The sequence below is a fragment of the Actinomadura fibrosa genome, from assembly GCF_900659615.1.
Lineage (GTDB): Bacteria > Actinomycetota > Actinomycetes > Streptosporangiales > Streptosporangiaceae > Spirillospora > Spirillospora fibrosa.
Genome location: NZ_CAACUY010000025.1, coordinates 17,915 through 30,982 on the forward strand (window position 1 = coordinate 17,915; position 13,068 = coordinate 30,982).

Consider the following 13,068-nt stretch of genomic DNA (forward strand, 5'->3'; position numbering starts at 1 on the left):
GAATTGTTCCAACTGGCACACTGACAGGCTCTGGCAGCCCGGAGACGAGTCCGCGGAACCCGCCGAGAGGAGAAGGCCATGGCCGTGCAGAGGGTGGACGTCCGCGTGAGCGCGAAGGCGTCACCGGCGGCGGTCTACGCCGCGTTGCGGGACGGGTCGACTTGGCCGGACTGGTCCCAGGTCGGCACGTTCGAGCTGGAACGGCCCGGGGAAGGCGAACCCGAGGGTGTCGGCGCCATCCGGCTCTGGCGCAACGACCGGCGCACCCTCCGCGAGCAGATCGTCGAGCTGGTGCCGAACCGCCGCTTCGCCTACACGCTGCTGTCGGGGCTCGCGATCCGCGGCTACCGCGCCGACGTCGACATCGAGCCGACCGAGGACGGCTGCACGATCCGCTGGCACTCGTCCTTCCGCACCAAGGTGCCGGGGATGGGCGGCGTCTACCGCAAGGCGCTGCGGGAGGTGACCGAGTCCAACGCCCGCCGCCTCGCGGAGTACGCGCGAACGCACTCCTGATCGGCGATACGGCGCTGTCGGCGGCGTCCCCTCCGCACCCGGAAGCATGGGCACTGACGCGCGGTCGTCGTGGGTGCGGTCGTCGTGGGTGCGGTCGTCGTGGGTGCGGTCGTCGTGGGTGCGGTCGTCGTGGGTGCGGTCGTCGTGGGTGCGGTCGTCGTGGGTGCGGTCACTGCATGCGGGCTTGGTTGGCGGGGTCGAGTGGGAATCCAGCGGCCGGCGAGCGCCTCCCGCGATGATCCGGGCATCCGAGCATCGAGGGGCGCCCATGCAGGACGACATGCCAGGCCCGCGCCGCCCGCGGACGATCCTCAGACGGGTGGCCCGCTACGTGGTCCGCGGCCTGGCGTACGGCGGTGCGAGCGCATGGATGTGCCCGGAGGTCGTCGCCTACCTGTTCGCGCCGGGACAGGAGTGCGACTCCGATCGGCACGCCGGTCCCGACCGCGTCACCCCCTACGCGGAACTCCCCGTGCGGGAGCGGCGGTACCTCCTGGAACTCGACGCGATGATCGAGACAAGGGACGCACCCTGACCGAGGAGCAGTCGCGATGTCCAATCCGGTCACGCAGAAACTGGCCATCTTCCTGATGTTCCAGGGGAACGCCGAAGAGGCGATGAACTTCTACACGTCGCTGTTCGAGGACGCCGAGGTTCTGCAGGTCATCCGCGCCCGCGCGGAGGACCCGGGATGGACCGAGGGGACCCTCCAGTACGGCATCTTCAGGATCGCGGGGCAGCAGGTCGTCTGCAGCAACACGCCGCCGCCGGACAGCCCGCTCCGCGAGATCGCGCCCTGGGACGAGTTCACCTTCAATCCCGCGATGACGATGTACGTGCAGCGCGACTCGGTGGAGGACTTCGACGCGCTGTACGAGGCGCTCGCCGAGGGCGGCAGGGTGTACCTGCCGGCGAAGGAGTACGGCTTCAGTCCGCGGTTCGCGTGGCTGGACGACCGCTACGGGATCTCCTGGCGGATCGACCTCTCGTCCGAGGCGGTCCCGGCCCGACCCTGAACGACGACCGGAACGTTGCGCCGGGCTGCGGGACGGCTCGCGGCCGGACGACGGGACGCGGCGATGGCCTCTTCGGGGGTCGTCGCCGCGTCCTGTCCGGTCAGTTCCAGTCGATCGATCCCAGGACGACGGCGGAGTTGAAGCCGCCTTGGCCTCGCGCCAGGACGAGGGCCGTTCCGACGGACGCGGGCCGCGGCTCCGTGGTCACGAGGTCGATGTCGTACTCCGGTGCGAGGCTGACGTTCGTCGTCGGCGGGATAAGGCCTGATCGCATGGACAGGAAGGCGGCCGCGACGTCCAGCGGAGCGGTGCCGGAGCCGAGCCTGCCCGTCATGGTCTTGGGCGCGGTGACCGGCACCCTGCGCGGCCCGAAGACCCCGGTGATCGCGGCCGCTTCGGCGCGGTCGAGTTCCGGGACGGCGGCCGCGTCGGCGAAGACAACGTCGATGTCCGCCGGGGCCAGGTCCGCGTCGTCCAGCGCGATCTCGATCGCCTTCCGCAGCGCCGGCCCGCGTCCGCTGCCGGGCTTCGGGTCGAACGTGGCGCCGTGCCCGCGGATCTCGCCGTAGACACGGGGGACGCCGCGCCGGCGCGCGGCCTCGGCGTCCTCGATGATCAGCAGGGCGCCGCCCTCGCCCGGCACGTGGCCGGCCGCGCCGGCGTCGAAGGGGAGGTAGGCCCGCTCCGGCTCGCGGCCGGTGCTCAGCCGCCCGCCGGCGAGCTGCGCCGCCCATGCCCAGGAGCAGACCGGCGCGTCCACGCCGCCGGACACGATGAGGTCGCCGCCGCCGCGGACGAGCCGGCGGGCCTGCGCGATCGCGTCGAGGCCGCCGGCCTGGTCGGCGACCAGCACGCCGCTCGGCCCGCGCATGCCGTGCCGGATCGAGATCTGGCCGGTGTTCACCGCGTAGAACCAGGCGAAGGACTGGTACGCGCTGACGTACTGGCCGCCCTTGCTCCAGAGGTTCTGGAGCTCCCGCTGGCCGAACTCGAAGCCGCCGCAGGTGCTGGCGGTCACCACGCCCATCCCGAACTCGGGCAGGTCCGCCGGGGTCGCCGCGGCGTCGGCGAGCGCGTGCTCCGCGCCCACGAGGGCGAGCTGGGTCATCCGGTCGGTCTGCGGTATGAGCCGGCTCGGGATGTGGTCCTGCGGCCTGAAGCCGGACACCTCCCCGGCGAGCCCGGCCGGATAGCGGCGGGCGTCGAAGCGCGTGACGGGGCCGATGCCGCTCTCGCCGCGGCAGGTGGCCGTCCAGTACTCGGCCGTGCCGAACCCGTTGGGAGCCACGACGCCGATCCCGGTCACCACGGCACGCGCGGTCATGCCCGGTCCCGATCGGGACGGGTCAGGACCATCGCGCTCTGGAACCCGCCGAACCCGCTGCCGACCGTCAGCACCGCGTCCGTCCGCTGGTCGCGCGCGGTCAGCGGCACGTAGTCGAGGTCGCATTCGGGGTCGGGCTCGTGCAGGTTCGCGGTCGGCGGCACGACGTTGTTCTCCATGGCGAGCACCGACGCGGCGATCTCGATCGAGCCGATCGCGCCGAGCGAGTGGCCGACCATCGACTTGATCGAGCTGACGGGCGTGCGGCGGGCGTGCTCGCCGAGGCTGCGCTTGAAGGCGGCGGTCTCGTGCCGGTCGTTCTGCTTGGTGCCGGAGCCGTGCGCGTTGACGTAGTCGATCTCGTCCGGGTTCGTCCGCGCCTCGTCCAGCGCCGCGCGGATGGCCTCGGCCATCTCCCTGCCGTCGGGACGCAGCCCCGTCATGTGGAAGGCGTTGCAGCGGGAGGCGAACCCGGCGATCTCCGCGTACAGGTGGGCGCCGCGGCGGCGCGCCGCCTCCCGCTCCTCCAGGACGAACACCGCGGCGCCCTCGCCGAGCACGAAGCCGTTGCGGGTGCGGTCGAAGGGCCGGGAGGCGTGCTCGGGATCGTCGTTGCGCGGCGTCGTCGCCTTGATCGCGTCGAAGCAGGCCACGGTGATCGGCGAGATCGGCGCGTCGGTGGCGCCGGCGATCATCACGTCGGCGGAGCCGTCGCGGATCAGCCCGGTCGCGTGGCCGACCGCGTCCAGCCCGGAGGTGCAGCCGGTGGAGACCACGGCGACCGGTCCCTCGGCGCCGGACGACCAGGCGACCTCGGCCGCGAAGGAGCTCGGCACGAAGTAGTCGTACAGGTGCGGGACGGCGTACCCGTGGTCGACGAGGTCGAGGCGGCCGCCGTCGCTGACCACCCGGTACTCCCGGTCCAGGCCCGTGGTGGCGCCCACGGCGGTGCCGATGGCGACTCCCGTGCGGTGGGGCGCGACGGAGCCGAGGTCGAGGCCGCTGTCCGCGATCGCCTGCCGCGCCGCGACGACGGCGAACTGCGCGGCCCGGTCCATGCGGCGTATCTCCTGCGGGCCGAGGCCGTGCGCCCAGGGGTCGAAGTCCGCCTCCGCCGCGACCCTGGAGCGGAACGGGGACGGGTCGAAGAAGGTGATCCCCCTGGTCGCCGTCCGGCCCGCGCTGAGCAGGCCCCAGAAGTCCTTGACTCCGATCCCGCCCGGCGCCAGCACCTCCATTCCGGTGATGACTACCCGTCGGCCGGCCATGCGGACTCCCAGCGATCGATTCTCATCTTCGGACCAGCATTCCCATCTCGGAGAACCCCATCTCGGAGAACCCCATCTTCGGAGCGTCCGCCGCGCGAAATCAAATACCGCACCGTGCGAGGCGAATCCCCCTCGCCCCGGGACCGTCCGTTACGCCGTCTCCTGCTCGTTCTGGAGCCGTTGCGCGAACAGGCTCCATTCCTGGCTGATGCTGTCGGCGATCGGGGCGATGACGGTCTGCCAATGCGGCGGAATGGTGTTGAGGAATTCCCGCCACCGGTGCGGATCGGAGGCGTGCAGCGACATCCAGCGGAGGAACTCCCTGCCGCTGTCGGTGTAGCGGACGGCCGGGTCGTTGGCCATCTTCGCCACGGTCTGGGGCCAGGTGGGCGGCAGGTCCGTGTGGTTCTTGCGGCGCAGCGGCGTGCCGCCGGCCCCACCGCCCGGGAAGGCGGCCGGCCGCGGGCCGGGTGCGGAGTGCGCCCGGTTCGCATGTGGCCGGCCCGCGTGCGTCCGGCCCGCGTGCGTCAGGTCCGAGTGCGTCCGGGTCCCGGGTTCCGGCATCCCGGACGTCGGCATACCGGACGTCGGCTCCCCGGTTGGCTGAGTGCCGATCGGCTGAGCACCTGCTGTCTGAGCGGTGGACGGCGAGCCGGTGGGCGGCTGGGCGGCGGGCGTCCGGTGGCCGTCGCGTTCCGGGTTCGCGCCCCGGCGCAGCCGGGCGCTGACATCGTGGACCGTGCCGAGCGACACGTCGGTCGCCTTCGCGACCTGCCGGAGCGAGGCGTCCGGGTGGGCGGTGATGTACTCGGCGGCGCGGAGCCGTCCCTCGCCGAGGGTGACCGGCCGGCGCTTCCCGTCGCGGCCGAGGCGCTTGCCGCCGAGCCGGGCCGCGCCCGCCGACCGGCTGCGCAGCGACGCGATCGTCTTCGCGCTCAGCCCGGTGATCGTGGCGATGGCGCGGTCGGACCAGTCGGGGTGGGCGGCGAGGACGCTCGTCGCCCCGTAGACGCGGTCGGCCTTCGACAGCGGCAGCCCGTGCGCGCTGTTGGCCTTCATCGCGAGGACGAGCGCCTCGGAGTCGGTGCAGTCGACGAAGCGCGCCCGGACGACCGCGTCGCCGCGCAGCCGGGCGGCCTCCAGCCGGTGGAGGCCGTCGATGACCCGCCAGCCGTCCTCCTGCACCAGGAGGGGCGGGAGCTCCGCGGTGCCCGACGCGTCGATCAGCAGTTGCACGTGGGCGGCGTTGGTTCCGCTCTGGCGCAGGCCGAGCCCCGGCGACAGCGCGTCCACCGCCACCTCGCACGCGGGCAGTCTCTCGAAGTTCCTCAGGTCCAGGCCGTCTCCGGCGGCCGGACCGTCGGCGTCGGGACCGCCCGCGCCGGATCCGGCGGCGCCGGAACCGGTGAGATCGATGCCGTCCGCGACCAAGGTAGCCTGCCCATCGCCACCAGCCATGCCCGGTGCTCCTCCCTGCCGCTGCCGTCCCGGACGACCTTGGCAAGGGCCCCTTTAAGCACGGTCGACGGCGGTTAGACGCTCTCTGGACGGACCGCGATGAGGGAAAAGCACCGGTGCCGTCAATGGCCGATCGCTCGCGCCGGGTGCGCGTTCATCTGTGCCTTTCCGTCAGTTGAACGATCGGGAATCGGGGACGCCGGCGAGTAGCATCCGCATGGGCCGGTGACCACGGTCCCCGCATAAGCGGAAATCGCCCCCGGCGGCAGAGACGACATGACTCCGGCGCGGAAATCGCGGAAGACGATGTGAGGCTACGAGGCTGGTCATGAATCATGCGATGAACGGCGAGGGAAACGCGCGGCGGCCCGGCGGGCGGCCGGTGATCGGCATATGCGCGCGGACGGCTCCGGTCACGCTGCGGGGCTCGGACATGATCGTCAGCCTGGTGTTCCAGCCGCACGTGGACATCCTCGCGTCGGCGGGCTGCGTCCCGGTGCTGCTCCCGCTGCTGCCCGAGGTCGGGCCCGTCCTCGACCAGCTCGACGGCCTGCTGATCCCGGGCGGCCCGGACGTGGACCCGGCGCTGTACGGGGGCACGGCGCATCCCCGGACGTTCGGCGGCGGTCCGGCCGCGGACGCCGCCGAGCTGGCCCTCGTCAGGAGGGCGCTCGACGCCGGGCTGCCCGTCCTCGGCATCTGCCGCGGCATGCAGCTGCTCAACGTGCTGCGCGGCGGCACCCTGCACCAGCACCTGCCCGAGGTGACGGGCGACGACGCGCACTGCCCGGAGTCCGGGGCGTTCACGCTCGGCCGGCACCGGCTGCGCCTGGAGCCCGGCAGCCGGCTCGCCGAGATCTTCGGGGACGGGGCGGCCGAGGCGGCCTGCCACCACCACCAGGGCATCGACCGGATCGGCACGGGCCTCGCCGCCACCGCCTGGGCACCGGACGGCGTGATCGAGGCGCTGGAGGCCGTCGACCACCCGTTCGCGGTCGGCGTGCAGTGGGAGGCCGGCCACACCGGCGACGAGCCGCTCTACTTCGCCCTCGCCGAGGCCGCCACTGCCCGGTCGGCCGCCGCCGAAGGATCCGGCCGCCGCTGAAGGAACCGGGCCCCACCGAAGGAAGGGACACCGTCATGGTGAAGCTCATCAACGCCGGACTGGGCAGGACCGGGACGACCTCGCTGAAGGCGGCGCTGGACCGGCTCGGTTACGGGCCGTGCTACCACATGTTCGACGTCGTCGGCGACGAGGCGCGTCTCGCGCAGTGGGAGCGGATCGTCTGCGACGGGGAGCCTCCGGACTGGGACGCCGTCTTCGCCGGATACACGTCGGCCGTGGACGGCCCCTCCGCGATCTACTACCGGGAGATGGCGGAGGCCTTCCCCGAGGCGAAGATCGTTCTGACGGTGCGCGACGCCGAGCGCTGGTACCGGAGCACCTACGACACGCTGTACCAGTTCGTCCTGGCGAACGAGAAGGGCGCGCCGCCGCCCGGCTCCATGCCCGCCCGGATCTACCGCGTGACGAGCACCATGGTCTGGGACGGCCTGTTCGGCGGGCGGTTCTCCGACAAGGAGCACGCCATCGAGGTCTTCGACCGGCACAACCGGGAGGTCGTCGACCACTTCGGGCCGGAGAGGGTCCTCGTCTACGACGTGGCGCAGGGGTGGGGGCCGCTGTGCGGCTTCCTCGGCGTCGAGGCGCCGCCGGAGGACTTCCCGCGCCTGAACGACACCGCGTCCATGCGCAAGCAGCTCGCCCGGATGGGCGGCGGAGCCAGGTGACAGGCCCGGAGCGGCGGTCCGGAGGGACGAGCATGGCGACGATCGAGGTGCCGGTCCTGATCGTGGGCGGCGGGGGGTGCGGCCTGTCCGCGTCCGTGTTCTGCTCCGACCACGGCGTCGAGCACCTGCTGGTGGAGCGGCACGCGGGCACGTCCACGATCCCGAAGGCGCACTACCACAACCAGCGCACGATGGAGATCCTCCGCCAGCACGGGCTGCACGAGGCGGTGGCCGAGCAGGCCGCGCCGGTGGAGCGGTTCGCGAAGGTGCGGTGGATGACGTCGCTCGCCGGCGACGGCGCGCCGGACGGCCGGGTCATCTACGAGATGGACGGCTTCGGCGGCGGCCCGCTGCGCGACCGGTACGCGGCGGCGAGCCCCGCCCTCCCGTCCAGGCTGCCGCAGAACCGGCTCGAACCGATCCTGCGCCGCCGCGCCGAACGGGACAATCCCGGCCGGATCCTGTTCGGCCGCGAGCTGGCCGCGCTCACCGACGAGGGCGACCGCGTCGTCGCCGAGGTCCGCGACACCGCGACCGGCGAGACGACCGAGGTCGTGGCGCGGTACGTCGTCGCGGCGGACGGCGGCCGCACGGTCGGGCCGGCGCTGGGCGTCCGGATGCGGGGCCTGCCGGGGATGCGGCAGATCACGACCGTGCACTTCTCCGCGGACCTCTCGCCGTGGTGGCGCGAGGGCGCGCACATGACCCACTTCCTGAACCCCTACAACCCCGGCCTCTTCTGCAACATCTTCGAGATGGGACCGACCTGGGGGAAGCACTGCGAGGAATGGGTCATCCACTTCCACCTCCCTCCGGCCGACGCCGCGAAGCCCGGCGAGTCCGGCGAGTCCGGCGAGCGCGGCGGGCCCGGCGGGTCCGGTGAGCGCGCGGCCCTGCCCGGCGAGGAGGCGGTCGTCCGCAGGATCCGCGACGTCCTCGGCCTGCCGGACCTGGACCTCACCCTGCACGGCATGACGAGCTGGACCGTGCAGGGGCTGCTCGCCGACCGCTACCGGCACGGGCGGGTGCTGTTCGCCGGCGACGCCGCGCACCGCCAGCCGCCCACGGTCGGCCTCGGCCTCAACACCGGGATCCAGGACGCGCACAACCTCGCGTGGAAGCTGGCCGCGGTGCTCACCGGCCGCGCGCCCGACGGGCTGCTCGACACCTACGAGGCGGAGCGGCGGCCGATCGGCCGGCACAACATCGACTGGGCGGTGTCCGCGGCGGCCCACAACCAGGCGGTCCTCGGCGCGATCGGGCTCGGCCCGGGCGTCCCGGCGGAGCGCCGGGAGCGGATGTTCGCCGCGTACTTCGACCCGTCCCCGCTCGGCGCGGCGGGCCGGGCGCGGGCCGCGGAGATGTTCGCCACCACCCGCGGCGGCTACCAGGCGCACGACGTGGAGGTCGGCTTCGCCTACGACGAGGGCGCGGTCGTCCCCGACGGCAGCCCGCCGCCGCACCGCGAGCCCCTGCGCGACGTGTACCGCCCCACCACCCGTCCCGGGCACCTGCTGCCGCACGCCTGGCTCGAACGCGGCGGCCGGCGCCTGTCGACGCACGACCTGACCGGGTCCGCCGCCGGCTTCGCGCTGCTCACCGGCCCCGCCGGGACGCCGTGGTGCGAGGCGGCCGCGCAGGTGGCGGAGAAGCTCTCGATCCCGATCCGGACGGCCCGCATCGGAGCCGGCGCCGAGTTCGCCGACGCCGAGGGCACGTGGGAGGCCGTCCGGGAGATCAGCGACGACGGCGCCGTCCTGGTGCGCCCCGACAACCACGTGGCCTGGCGCAGCACGGGCGGCGGCGAGAACCCGGCGGGCACGCTGGCGGACGCGCTGTCCCGCGTCCTGCACCACGACGACAGCACCCGATAGCTCCCGACAGCGCCCGGTAACCCGCGGGCTCAGCGCTCCTCTTGGATGCGGATCAGGTTGCCCGCGGGGTCGCGGACGGCGCAGTCGCGCACCCCGTACGGCTGGTCCGTCGGCTCCTGGACGATCTCGGCGTCGCCGTCCCGCAGCCGCTCGAAGACGCCGTCGAGGTCCTTGGTGGCCAGGTTGATGCCGGCGTAGGTGCCCTTGGCCATCATCTCGGCGATGGTGCGGCGCTCGTCCTCGGTGACGCCCGGGTCGGCCGCCGGGGGCTCCAGCAGGATGGCCGTGCCGGGCTGGCCGGGCGGACCGACCGTGATCCAGCGCATCTCGCCGTACCCGGCGTCGTTGCGGACCTCGAAGCCGAGGACGTCGCGGTAGAACGCCAGCGAGGCGTCCGGATCGGCGTACGGGAGGTAGCTGGAGTGGATCGTGATGTCCATGCCGCTCACGCTAACCCCGGCCCGGCGACCTGTCCTTCTCGATTCCTGATCGGTTCGCTCCCCGAAGATTTCTCGACCGGGCGTCCATCGGCGTGGCGGACATTGTGGCACCGACAGCCCTTCCGGCATCGAGGAGAGCGTGATGCGCAAGGTCGTTTCGCAGGACGGCACGACGATCGCCTACGAGAAGGCGGGCGACGGGCCGCCGATCGTGCTCCTCAACGGGGCGTTCCGCGATCACACGATCTTCGACCAGCTGGTGCCCGAGCTGGCGCCGCACTGCACGGTCTACGTCTACGACCGGCGCGGGCGGGGTGAGAGCGGCGACTCCCCCGGCTACGCGGTCGAGCGGGAGATCGAGGACCTCGTGGCCGTCATCGGGGAGGCGGGCGGCGAGGCCGCGGTGTTCGGCGGGTCCATCGGCGCGAACCTCGCGGTGGAGGCGGCGCTGGCCGGCGCTCCGATCACCAGGCTCGCGCTGCACGAGCCGTACTACCGGGTCGCGGGGCACCGCAAGCCCCCGGCCGACTTCATGGAGCGCCTGAAGGCCATGCTGGCGGACGACCGGCGCGGCGAGGCGGCGGAGTACTTCCTCGCGGAGCTGATGGAGCTCTCCCCCGACACGATCGCGGGCTGGCGGCGGGCCCCGCTGTGGGCGACGAACGAGGCGAACGCGCACACGCTCCCGTACGACACGGCCATCTGCGGGGACTTCGAGGTCCCGGTGGAGCGGCTGGCCGCGCTGCGGATCCCCGCGTTGGTCGTCAACAGCGACGGCACCAGCGACTGGCTGCGGGACGCGGCGCGGGCGACCGCGGCGGCGCTGCCCGAAGGCCGCGGGATGGAGCTGCCCGGTTCGTGGCACCGGATCGAGATGGACGTCCTCGGCCGGGTCCTGGCCGAGTTCGCCACCACCTGACGGGCGGGCGGACCGCTCGCGCGCAGGTGGTGGCCTCTCCCGGGGCGTCAGCCGCTCGGTTCCCAGTGGTAGAACCGGGCGGCCATGGCGTCGGCGGGCGAGCGCCAGGTCGCCGGGTCGTAGGGCTCGATGAACGCCTTCAGATCGTCGCTGATCTGGATGAACCGGGGGTCGGTCCGGGCTTCGAGGACCCGGTCGCCGCCGTGCTCGTCGTCGAAGTCCTGGAGATGGAAGTACAGGCCCTGGTAGCTGAACAGCTCGCGGCGCCTGGTCCCCATCCGGTGCGGCATGTCCGTCTCGTCGAACGCCCCGAAGAGCCGGGCGACCTCCGCCTGGTCGTGCGGCCGCATCCGCGCGACGATCAGGGTGCTGTACATGACTGCTCCACCGCCTTCACTGCCGTAGGAAATGTGACCGCGTCAGTAGTTCCCGAGCCCTCCGCAGACGTTGATCGCCTGGGCCGTCACCGGCGCGGCCGCGTCGGTGACCAGGTAGGCGACGAGGCCGGCCACCTCCTCGGGGGTGGAGTAGCGGCCGAGCGGGATCTTCGCCTGGAAGCGTTCGAGGATCTCCTCCTCGGTGGTGCCGAAGTGCGCGGCGTACCCCTGCCGCACCCGCTGCGCCATCGGCGTCTCGGCGTAGCCGGGGCAGACGGCGTTGACGGTGACGCCGGTCTTCGCGAGTTCGAGGCCGAGCGCCTTGGTGAAGCCGACGACGCCGTGCTTGGACGCCGAGTAGGGCGCGCCGAGCACGACGCCCTGCTTGCCGCCGGTCGAGGCGATGTTGATGATCCGCCCCCAGCCGCGGTCGAGCAGCCCGCCCGATCGGAGCGCCTCGCGGGTGACGAGGAAGACGCTGTTCAGGTTGGTGTCGATGACGTCGTACCAGAGCTCGTCGGCGATGTCGGCCGTCACGCCGCCGCCGCTGCGCCCGGCGTTGTTCACGAGGACGTCGAGGTGCCCGTAGCGCTCCACGGCGGCGGCGACCAGGCGCCGGACGTCCTCCGGGCGCCGGACGTCCGCGGCGACGCCGTCGGCGTCGTGGCCGTTCGACCGCAGCTTGCCCGCCGTCTCCTGGACGGCCTCCGCGTTCCGCGAGCAGATGAAGACCTTGAGGCCCCGCGCACCGAGGGTCTCGGCGATCGCCAGGCCTATTCCGCTGGTCCCGCCGGTGACGAGCGCGACCCGCTGTCCATTGTCCGCCATTCCGCCAACTCCTTCTCGGCACTCTCTCCTTCTTGACACTTTGTCGTGGCAGTCTGGCAGGGGCCCCACTAATTCCGGTCGAACACCGATGGATTCCGGTCGAGTTCAACCGTCCCGATTCTCCGGTTGAACGTTCCGGGTGAAGTTGCGGGTGGAAAGCACGCCATTCTAGGTTCGCCGCCAGAGGCTACCGACACAGGAGGCGAACATGTCCGCATTGCCCGCGGTGCGCGACCAGTCTGCCGCGTACTCGCTGCTGGACCTGATCCAGGGTTCGGTGATCACCCAGGCGATATCCGTCGCGGCCAGGCTCGGCATCGCGGACGTCCTCGCGGACGGGCCGCTGCCCGCGGACGAGGTCGCGAAGCGGGTGGGCGCCGACCCGGACGCGACGTACCGGCTGCTGCGCACGCTGTCCGGCTTCTCGGTGTTCGAGGCCGGCCCGGACGGCCGGTTCGCGCTCACGCCGACGGGCGACGCGCTGCGCGAGGACGCGCCCGACTCGATGCGCGGCATGGCCGTCCTGATGGGGCATCCCCTGCTCTGGGAGGACTGGGGGCATCTGCTCGCCTCGGTCCGCACCGGCGAGGCCAACCTGCCGAAGCTGCGCGGCATGGGCGCCTACGACTTCCTCGGCGCCAATCCCGAGTACGCCGCCGTGTTCTTCCAGGGGATGGGGAGCATCTCGGCGTCGGAGACCGATCCGGTGCTGGCGGCCTACGACTTCTCGCGGTTCCGCACGGTCGTGGACGTCACCGGCGGGCGCGGCGGCCTGCTCGCGGGGATCCTCGCGCAGGCGCCGGACGCGCGCGGCGTGCTGTTCGACACCGAGATCGCGACCGCGGACGCGCCGGCGGTGTTCGAGGGCGCCGGCGTCGCGGACCGCGCCACGGTCGAGAACGGCACCTGCTTCGACCCGCTGCCGGCGGGCGCGGACGCCTACGTGCTCAAGCACGTCCTGCACGACTTCCCCGAGCCGCAGTGCCTCGCGGTGCTGAAGAACGTCCGGGACGCCATCGCCCCGGACGGCAGGCTGCTCCTCATCGAGTACGTGCTCGAAGGGAACAACGAGCGGCACATCGGCAACATCATCGACCTGTGGCTCCTCCTGCTCCTCGGCGCGAAGGAGCGCACGCTGCCGGAGTACACCGAGCTGTTCGCCAAGGCGGGCCTGAAGGTCACGAGGGCGGTCCCCACCGCCTGCCCGGTCTCCATCGTCGAGGCGGTCCCGGTCTAGAGCGGCGAGAACACTTCATG

At 72.6% G+C, this 13,068-nt stretch carries 14 protein-coding genes; 8 read left to right on the forward strand and 6 right to left on the reverse strand.

The window, feature by feature from the left end:
* Nucleotides 1-78: 78 nt before the first annotated feature.
* The 3 genes from E1300_RS12205 to E1300_RS12220 all read left to right on the forward strand — a co-directional run bounded on the left by E1300_RS12205 (nucleotide 79) and on the right by E1300_RS12220 (nucleotide 1,532).
* The gene (locus E1300_RS12205; RefSeq protein ID WP_131757086.1) at nucleotides 79-516 is read left to right on the forward strand and encodes an SRPBCC family protein; all 438 of its coding nucleotides are present in this window, start codon (nucleotides 79-81) and stop codon (nucleotides 514-516) included.
* Between the two features lie 268 nt (nucleotides 517-784).
* On the forward strand, nucleotides 785-1,051 hold the full coding sequence (locus E1300_RS12215) for a hypothetical protein (RefSeq protein WP_131757088.1): 267 nt from the start codon (nucleotides 785-787) through the stop codon (nucleotides 1,049-1,051).
* 16 nt (nucleotides 1,052-1,067) lie between these two features.
* Nucleotides 1,068-1,532, forward strand: a complete 465-nt coding sequence (locus E1300_RS12220; protein ID WP_131757089.1) for a VOC family protein — start codon at nucleotides 1,068-1,070, stop codon at nucleotides 1,530-1,532.
* A gap of 100 nt (nucleotides 1,533-1,632) precedes the next feature.
* Here the strand turns inward: E1300_RS12220 and E1300_RS12225 are convergent, their stop codons facing one another.
* The 3 genes from E1300_RS12225 to E1300_RS12235 form a co-directional block, all read right to left on the reverse strand.
* On the reverse strand, nucleotides 1,633-2,856 hold the full coding sequence (locus E1300_RS12225) for a ketosynthase chain-length factor (protein ID WP_131757090.1): 1,224 nt from the start codon (nucleotides 2,854-2,856) through the stop codon (nucleotides 1,633-1,635).
* Nucleotides 2,853-4,124, reverse strand: coding sequence for a beta-ketoacyl-[acyl-carrier-protein] synthase family protein (locus tag E1300_RS12230; RefSeq protein WP_131757091.1), 1,272 nt, complete (start codon nucleotides 4,122-4,124; stop codon nucleotides 2,853-2,855). Before E1300_RS12230 ends, E1300_RS12225 begins: the two co-directional genes overlap by 4 nt.
* A 150-nt stretch (nucleotides 4,125-4,274) precedes the next feature.
* Complete coding sequence (locus E1300_RS12235; RefSeq protein ID WP_131757092.1) at nucleotides 4,275-5,582, reverse strand: ParB/RepB/Spo0J family partition protein; 1,308 nt, start codon at nucleotides 5,580-5,582, stop codon at nucleotides 4,275-4,277.
* A 340-nt stretch (nucleotides 5,583-5,922) separates the two neighbouring features.
* Between E1300_RS12235 and E1300_RS12240 the strand changes: the two genes are divergently transcribed.
* The 3 genes from E1300_RS12240 to E1300_RS12250 are packed head-to-tail and all read left to right on the forward strand — an operon-like array spanning nucleotide 5,923 to nucleotide 9,247.
* Nucleotides 5,923-6,687, forward strand: a complete 765-nt coding sequence (locus tag E1300_RS12240; protein WP_131757093.1) for a gamma-glutamyl-gamma-aminobutyrate hydrolase family protein — start codon at nucleotides 5,923-5,925, stop codon at nucleotides 6,685-6,687.
* Nucleotides 6,688-6,722: 35 nt separating this feature from the next.
* Nucleotides 6,723-7,373, forward strand: coding sequence for a sulfotransferase family protein (locus tag E1300_RS12245; RefSeq protein WP_131757094.1), 651 nt, complete (start codon nucleotides 6,723-6,725; stop codon nucleotides 7,371-7,373).
* A gap of 32 nt (nucleotides 7,374-7,405) precedes the next feature.
* Entirely contained in the window at nucleotides 7,406-9,247 is a 1,842-nt protein-coding gene (locus tag E1300_RS12250; RefSeq protein WP_131757095.1) for an FAD-dependent monooxygenase, read from the forward strand.
* A 29-nt stretch (nucleotides 9,248-9,276) separates the two neighbouring features.
* On the opposite strand, the gene E1300_RS12255 is transcribed toward E1300_RS12250, so the two are convergent.
* Nucleotides 9,277-9,687 carry a VOC family protein gene (locus tag E1300_RS12255; protein ID WP_131757096.1) on the reverse strand — a complete coding sequence of 137 codons (411 nt, stop codon included), beginning with the start codon at nucleotides 9,685-9,687 and terminating at the stop codon, nucleotides 9,277-9,279.
* Nucleotides 9,688-9,829: 142 nt separating this feature from the next.
* Between E1300_RS12255 and E1300_RS12260 the strand changes: the two genes are divergently transcribed.
* On the forward strand, nucleotides 9,830-10,606 hold the full coding sequence (locus E1300_RS12260) for an alpha/beta fold hydrolase (RefSeq protein ID WP_131757097.1): 777 nt from the start codon (nucleotides 9,830-9,832) through the stop codon (nucleotides 10,604-10,606).
* Between the two features lie 47 nt (nucleotides 10,607-10,653).
* Here the strand turns inward: E1300_RS12260 and E1300_RS12265 are convergent, their stop codons facing one another.
* Together E1300_RS12265 and E1300_RS12270 are read right to left on the reverse strand one after the other, a co-directional pair.
* On the reverse strand, nucleotides 10,654-10,983 hold the full coding sequence (locus E1300_RS12265; RefSeq protein ID WP_131757098.1) for a TcmI family type II polyketide cyclase: 330 nt from the start codon (nucleotides 10,981-10,983) through the stop codon (nucleotides 10,654-10,656).
* 42 nt (nucleotides 10,984-11,025) lie between these two features.
* Nucleotides 11,026-11,811, reverse strand: a complete 786-nt coding sequence (locus E1300_RS12270; protein ID WP_131757099.1) for an SDR family NAD(P)-dependent oxidoreductase — start codon at nucleotides 11,809-11,811, stop codon at nucleotides 11,026-11,028.
* Between the two features lie 208 nt (nucleotides 11,812-12,019).
* On the opposite strand from E1300_RS12270, the gene E1300_RS12275 reads away from it, so the two are divergent.
* A complete protein-coding gene (locus E1300_RS12275; protein WP_131757100.1) occupies nucleotides 12,020-13,048 on the forward strand; it encodes a methyltransferase in 1,029 nt (342 codons plus the stop codon).
* The last annotated feature ends 20 nt before the right edge of the window (nucleotides 13,049-13,068 follow it).

What these genes read in the sequence shown, in the direction of transcription:
- E1300_RS12250 (WP_131757095.1), top strand. Translation starts at nt 7,406, where the DNA reads ATGGCGACGATCGAGGTGCCGGTCCTGATCGTGGGCGGCGGGGGGTGC.
- E1300_RS12270 (WP_131757099.1), bottom strand. Translation starts at nt 11,811, where the DNA reads ATGGCGGACAATGGACAGCGGGTCGCGCTCGTCACCGGCGGGACCAGC.
- E1300_RS12240 (WP_131757093.1), top strand. Translation starts at nt 5,923, where the DNA reads ATGAACGGCGAGGGAAACGCGCGGCGGCCCGGCGGGCGGCCGGTGATC.
- E1300_RS12230 (WP_131757091.1), bottom strand. Translation starts at nt 4,124, where the DNA reads ATGGCCGGCCGACGGGTAGTCATCACCGGAATGGAGGTGCTGGCGCCG.
- E1300_RS12275 (WP_131757100.1), top strand. Translation starts at nt 12,020, where the DNA reads ATGTCCGCATTGCCCGCGGTGCGCGACCAGTCTGCCGCGTACTCGCTG.
- E1300_RS12220 (WP_131757089.1), top strand. Translation starts at nt 1,068, where the DNA reads ATGTCCAATCCGGTCACGCAGAAACTGGCCATCTTCCTGATGTTCCAG.
- E1300_RS12265 (WP_131757098.1), bottom strand. Translation starts at nt 10,983, where the DNA reads ATGTACAGCACCCTGATCGTCGCGCGGATGCGGCCGCACGACCAGGCG.
- E1300_RS12260 (WP_131757097.1), top strand. Translation starts at nt 9,830, where the DNA reads ATGCGCAAGGTCGTTTCGCAGGACGGCACGACGATCGCCTACGAGAAG.
- E1300_RS12215 (WP_131757088.1), top strand. Translation starts at nt 785, where the DNA reads ATGCAGGACGACATGCCAGGCCCGCGCCGCCCGCGGACGATCCTCAGA.
- E1300_RS12255 (WP_131757096.1), bottom strand. Translation starts at nt 9,687, where the DNA reads ATGGACATCACGATCCACTCCAGCTACCTCCCGTACGCCGATCCGGAC.
- E1300_RS12235 (WP_131757092.1), bottom strand. Translation starts at nt 5,582, where the DNA reads ATGGCTGGTGGCGATGGGCAGGCTACCTTGGTCGCGGACGGCATCGAT.
- E1300_RS12245 (WP_131757094.1), top strand. Translation starts at nt 6,723, where the DNA reads ATGGTGAAGCTCATCAACGCCGGACTGGGCAGGACCGGGACGACCTCG.
- E1300_RS12205 (WP_131757086.1), top strand. Translation starts at nt 79, where the DNA reads ATGGCCGTGCAGAGGGTGGACGTCCGCGTGAGCGCGAAGGCGTCACCG.
- E1300_RS12225 (WP_131757090.1), bottom strand. Translation starts at nt 2,856, where the DNA reads ATGACCGCGCGTGCCGTGGTGACCGGGATCGGCGTCGTGGCTCCCAAC.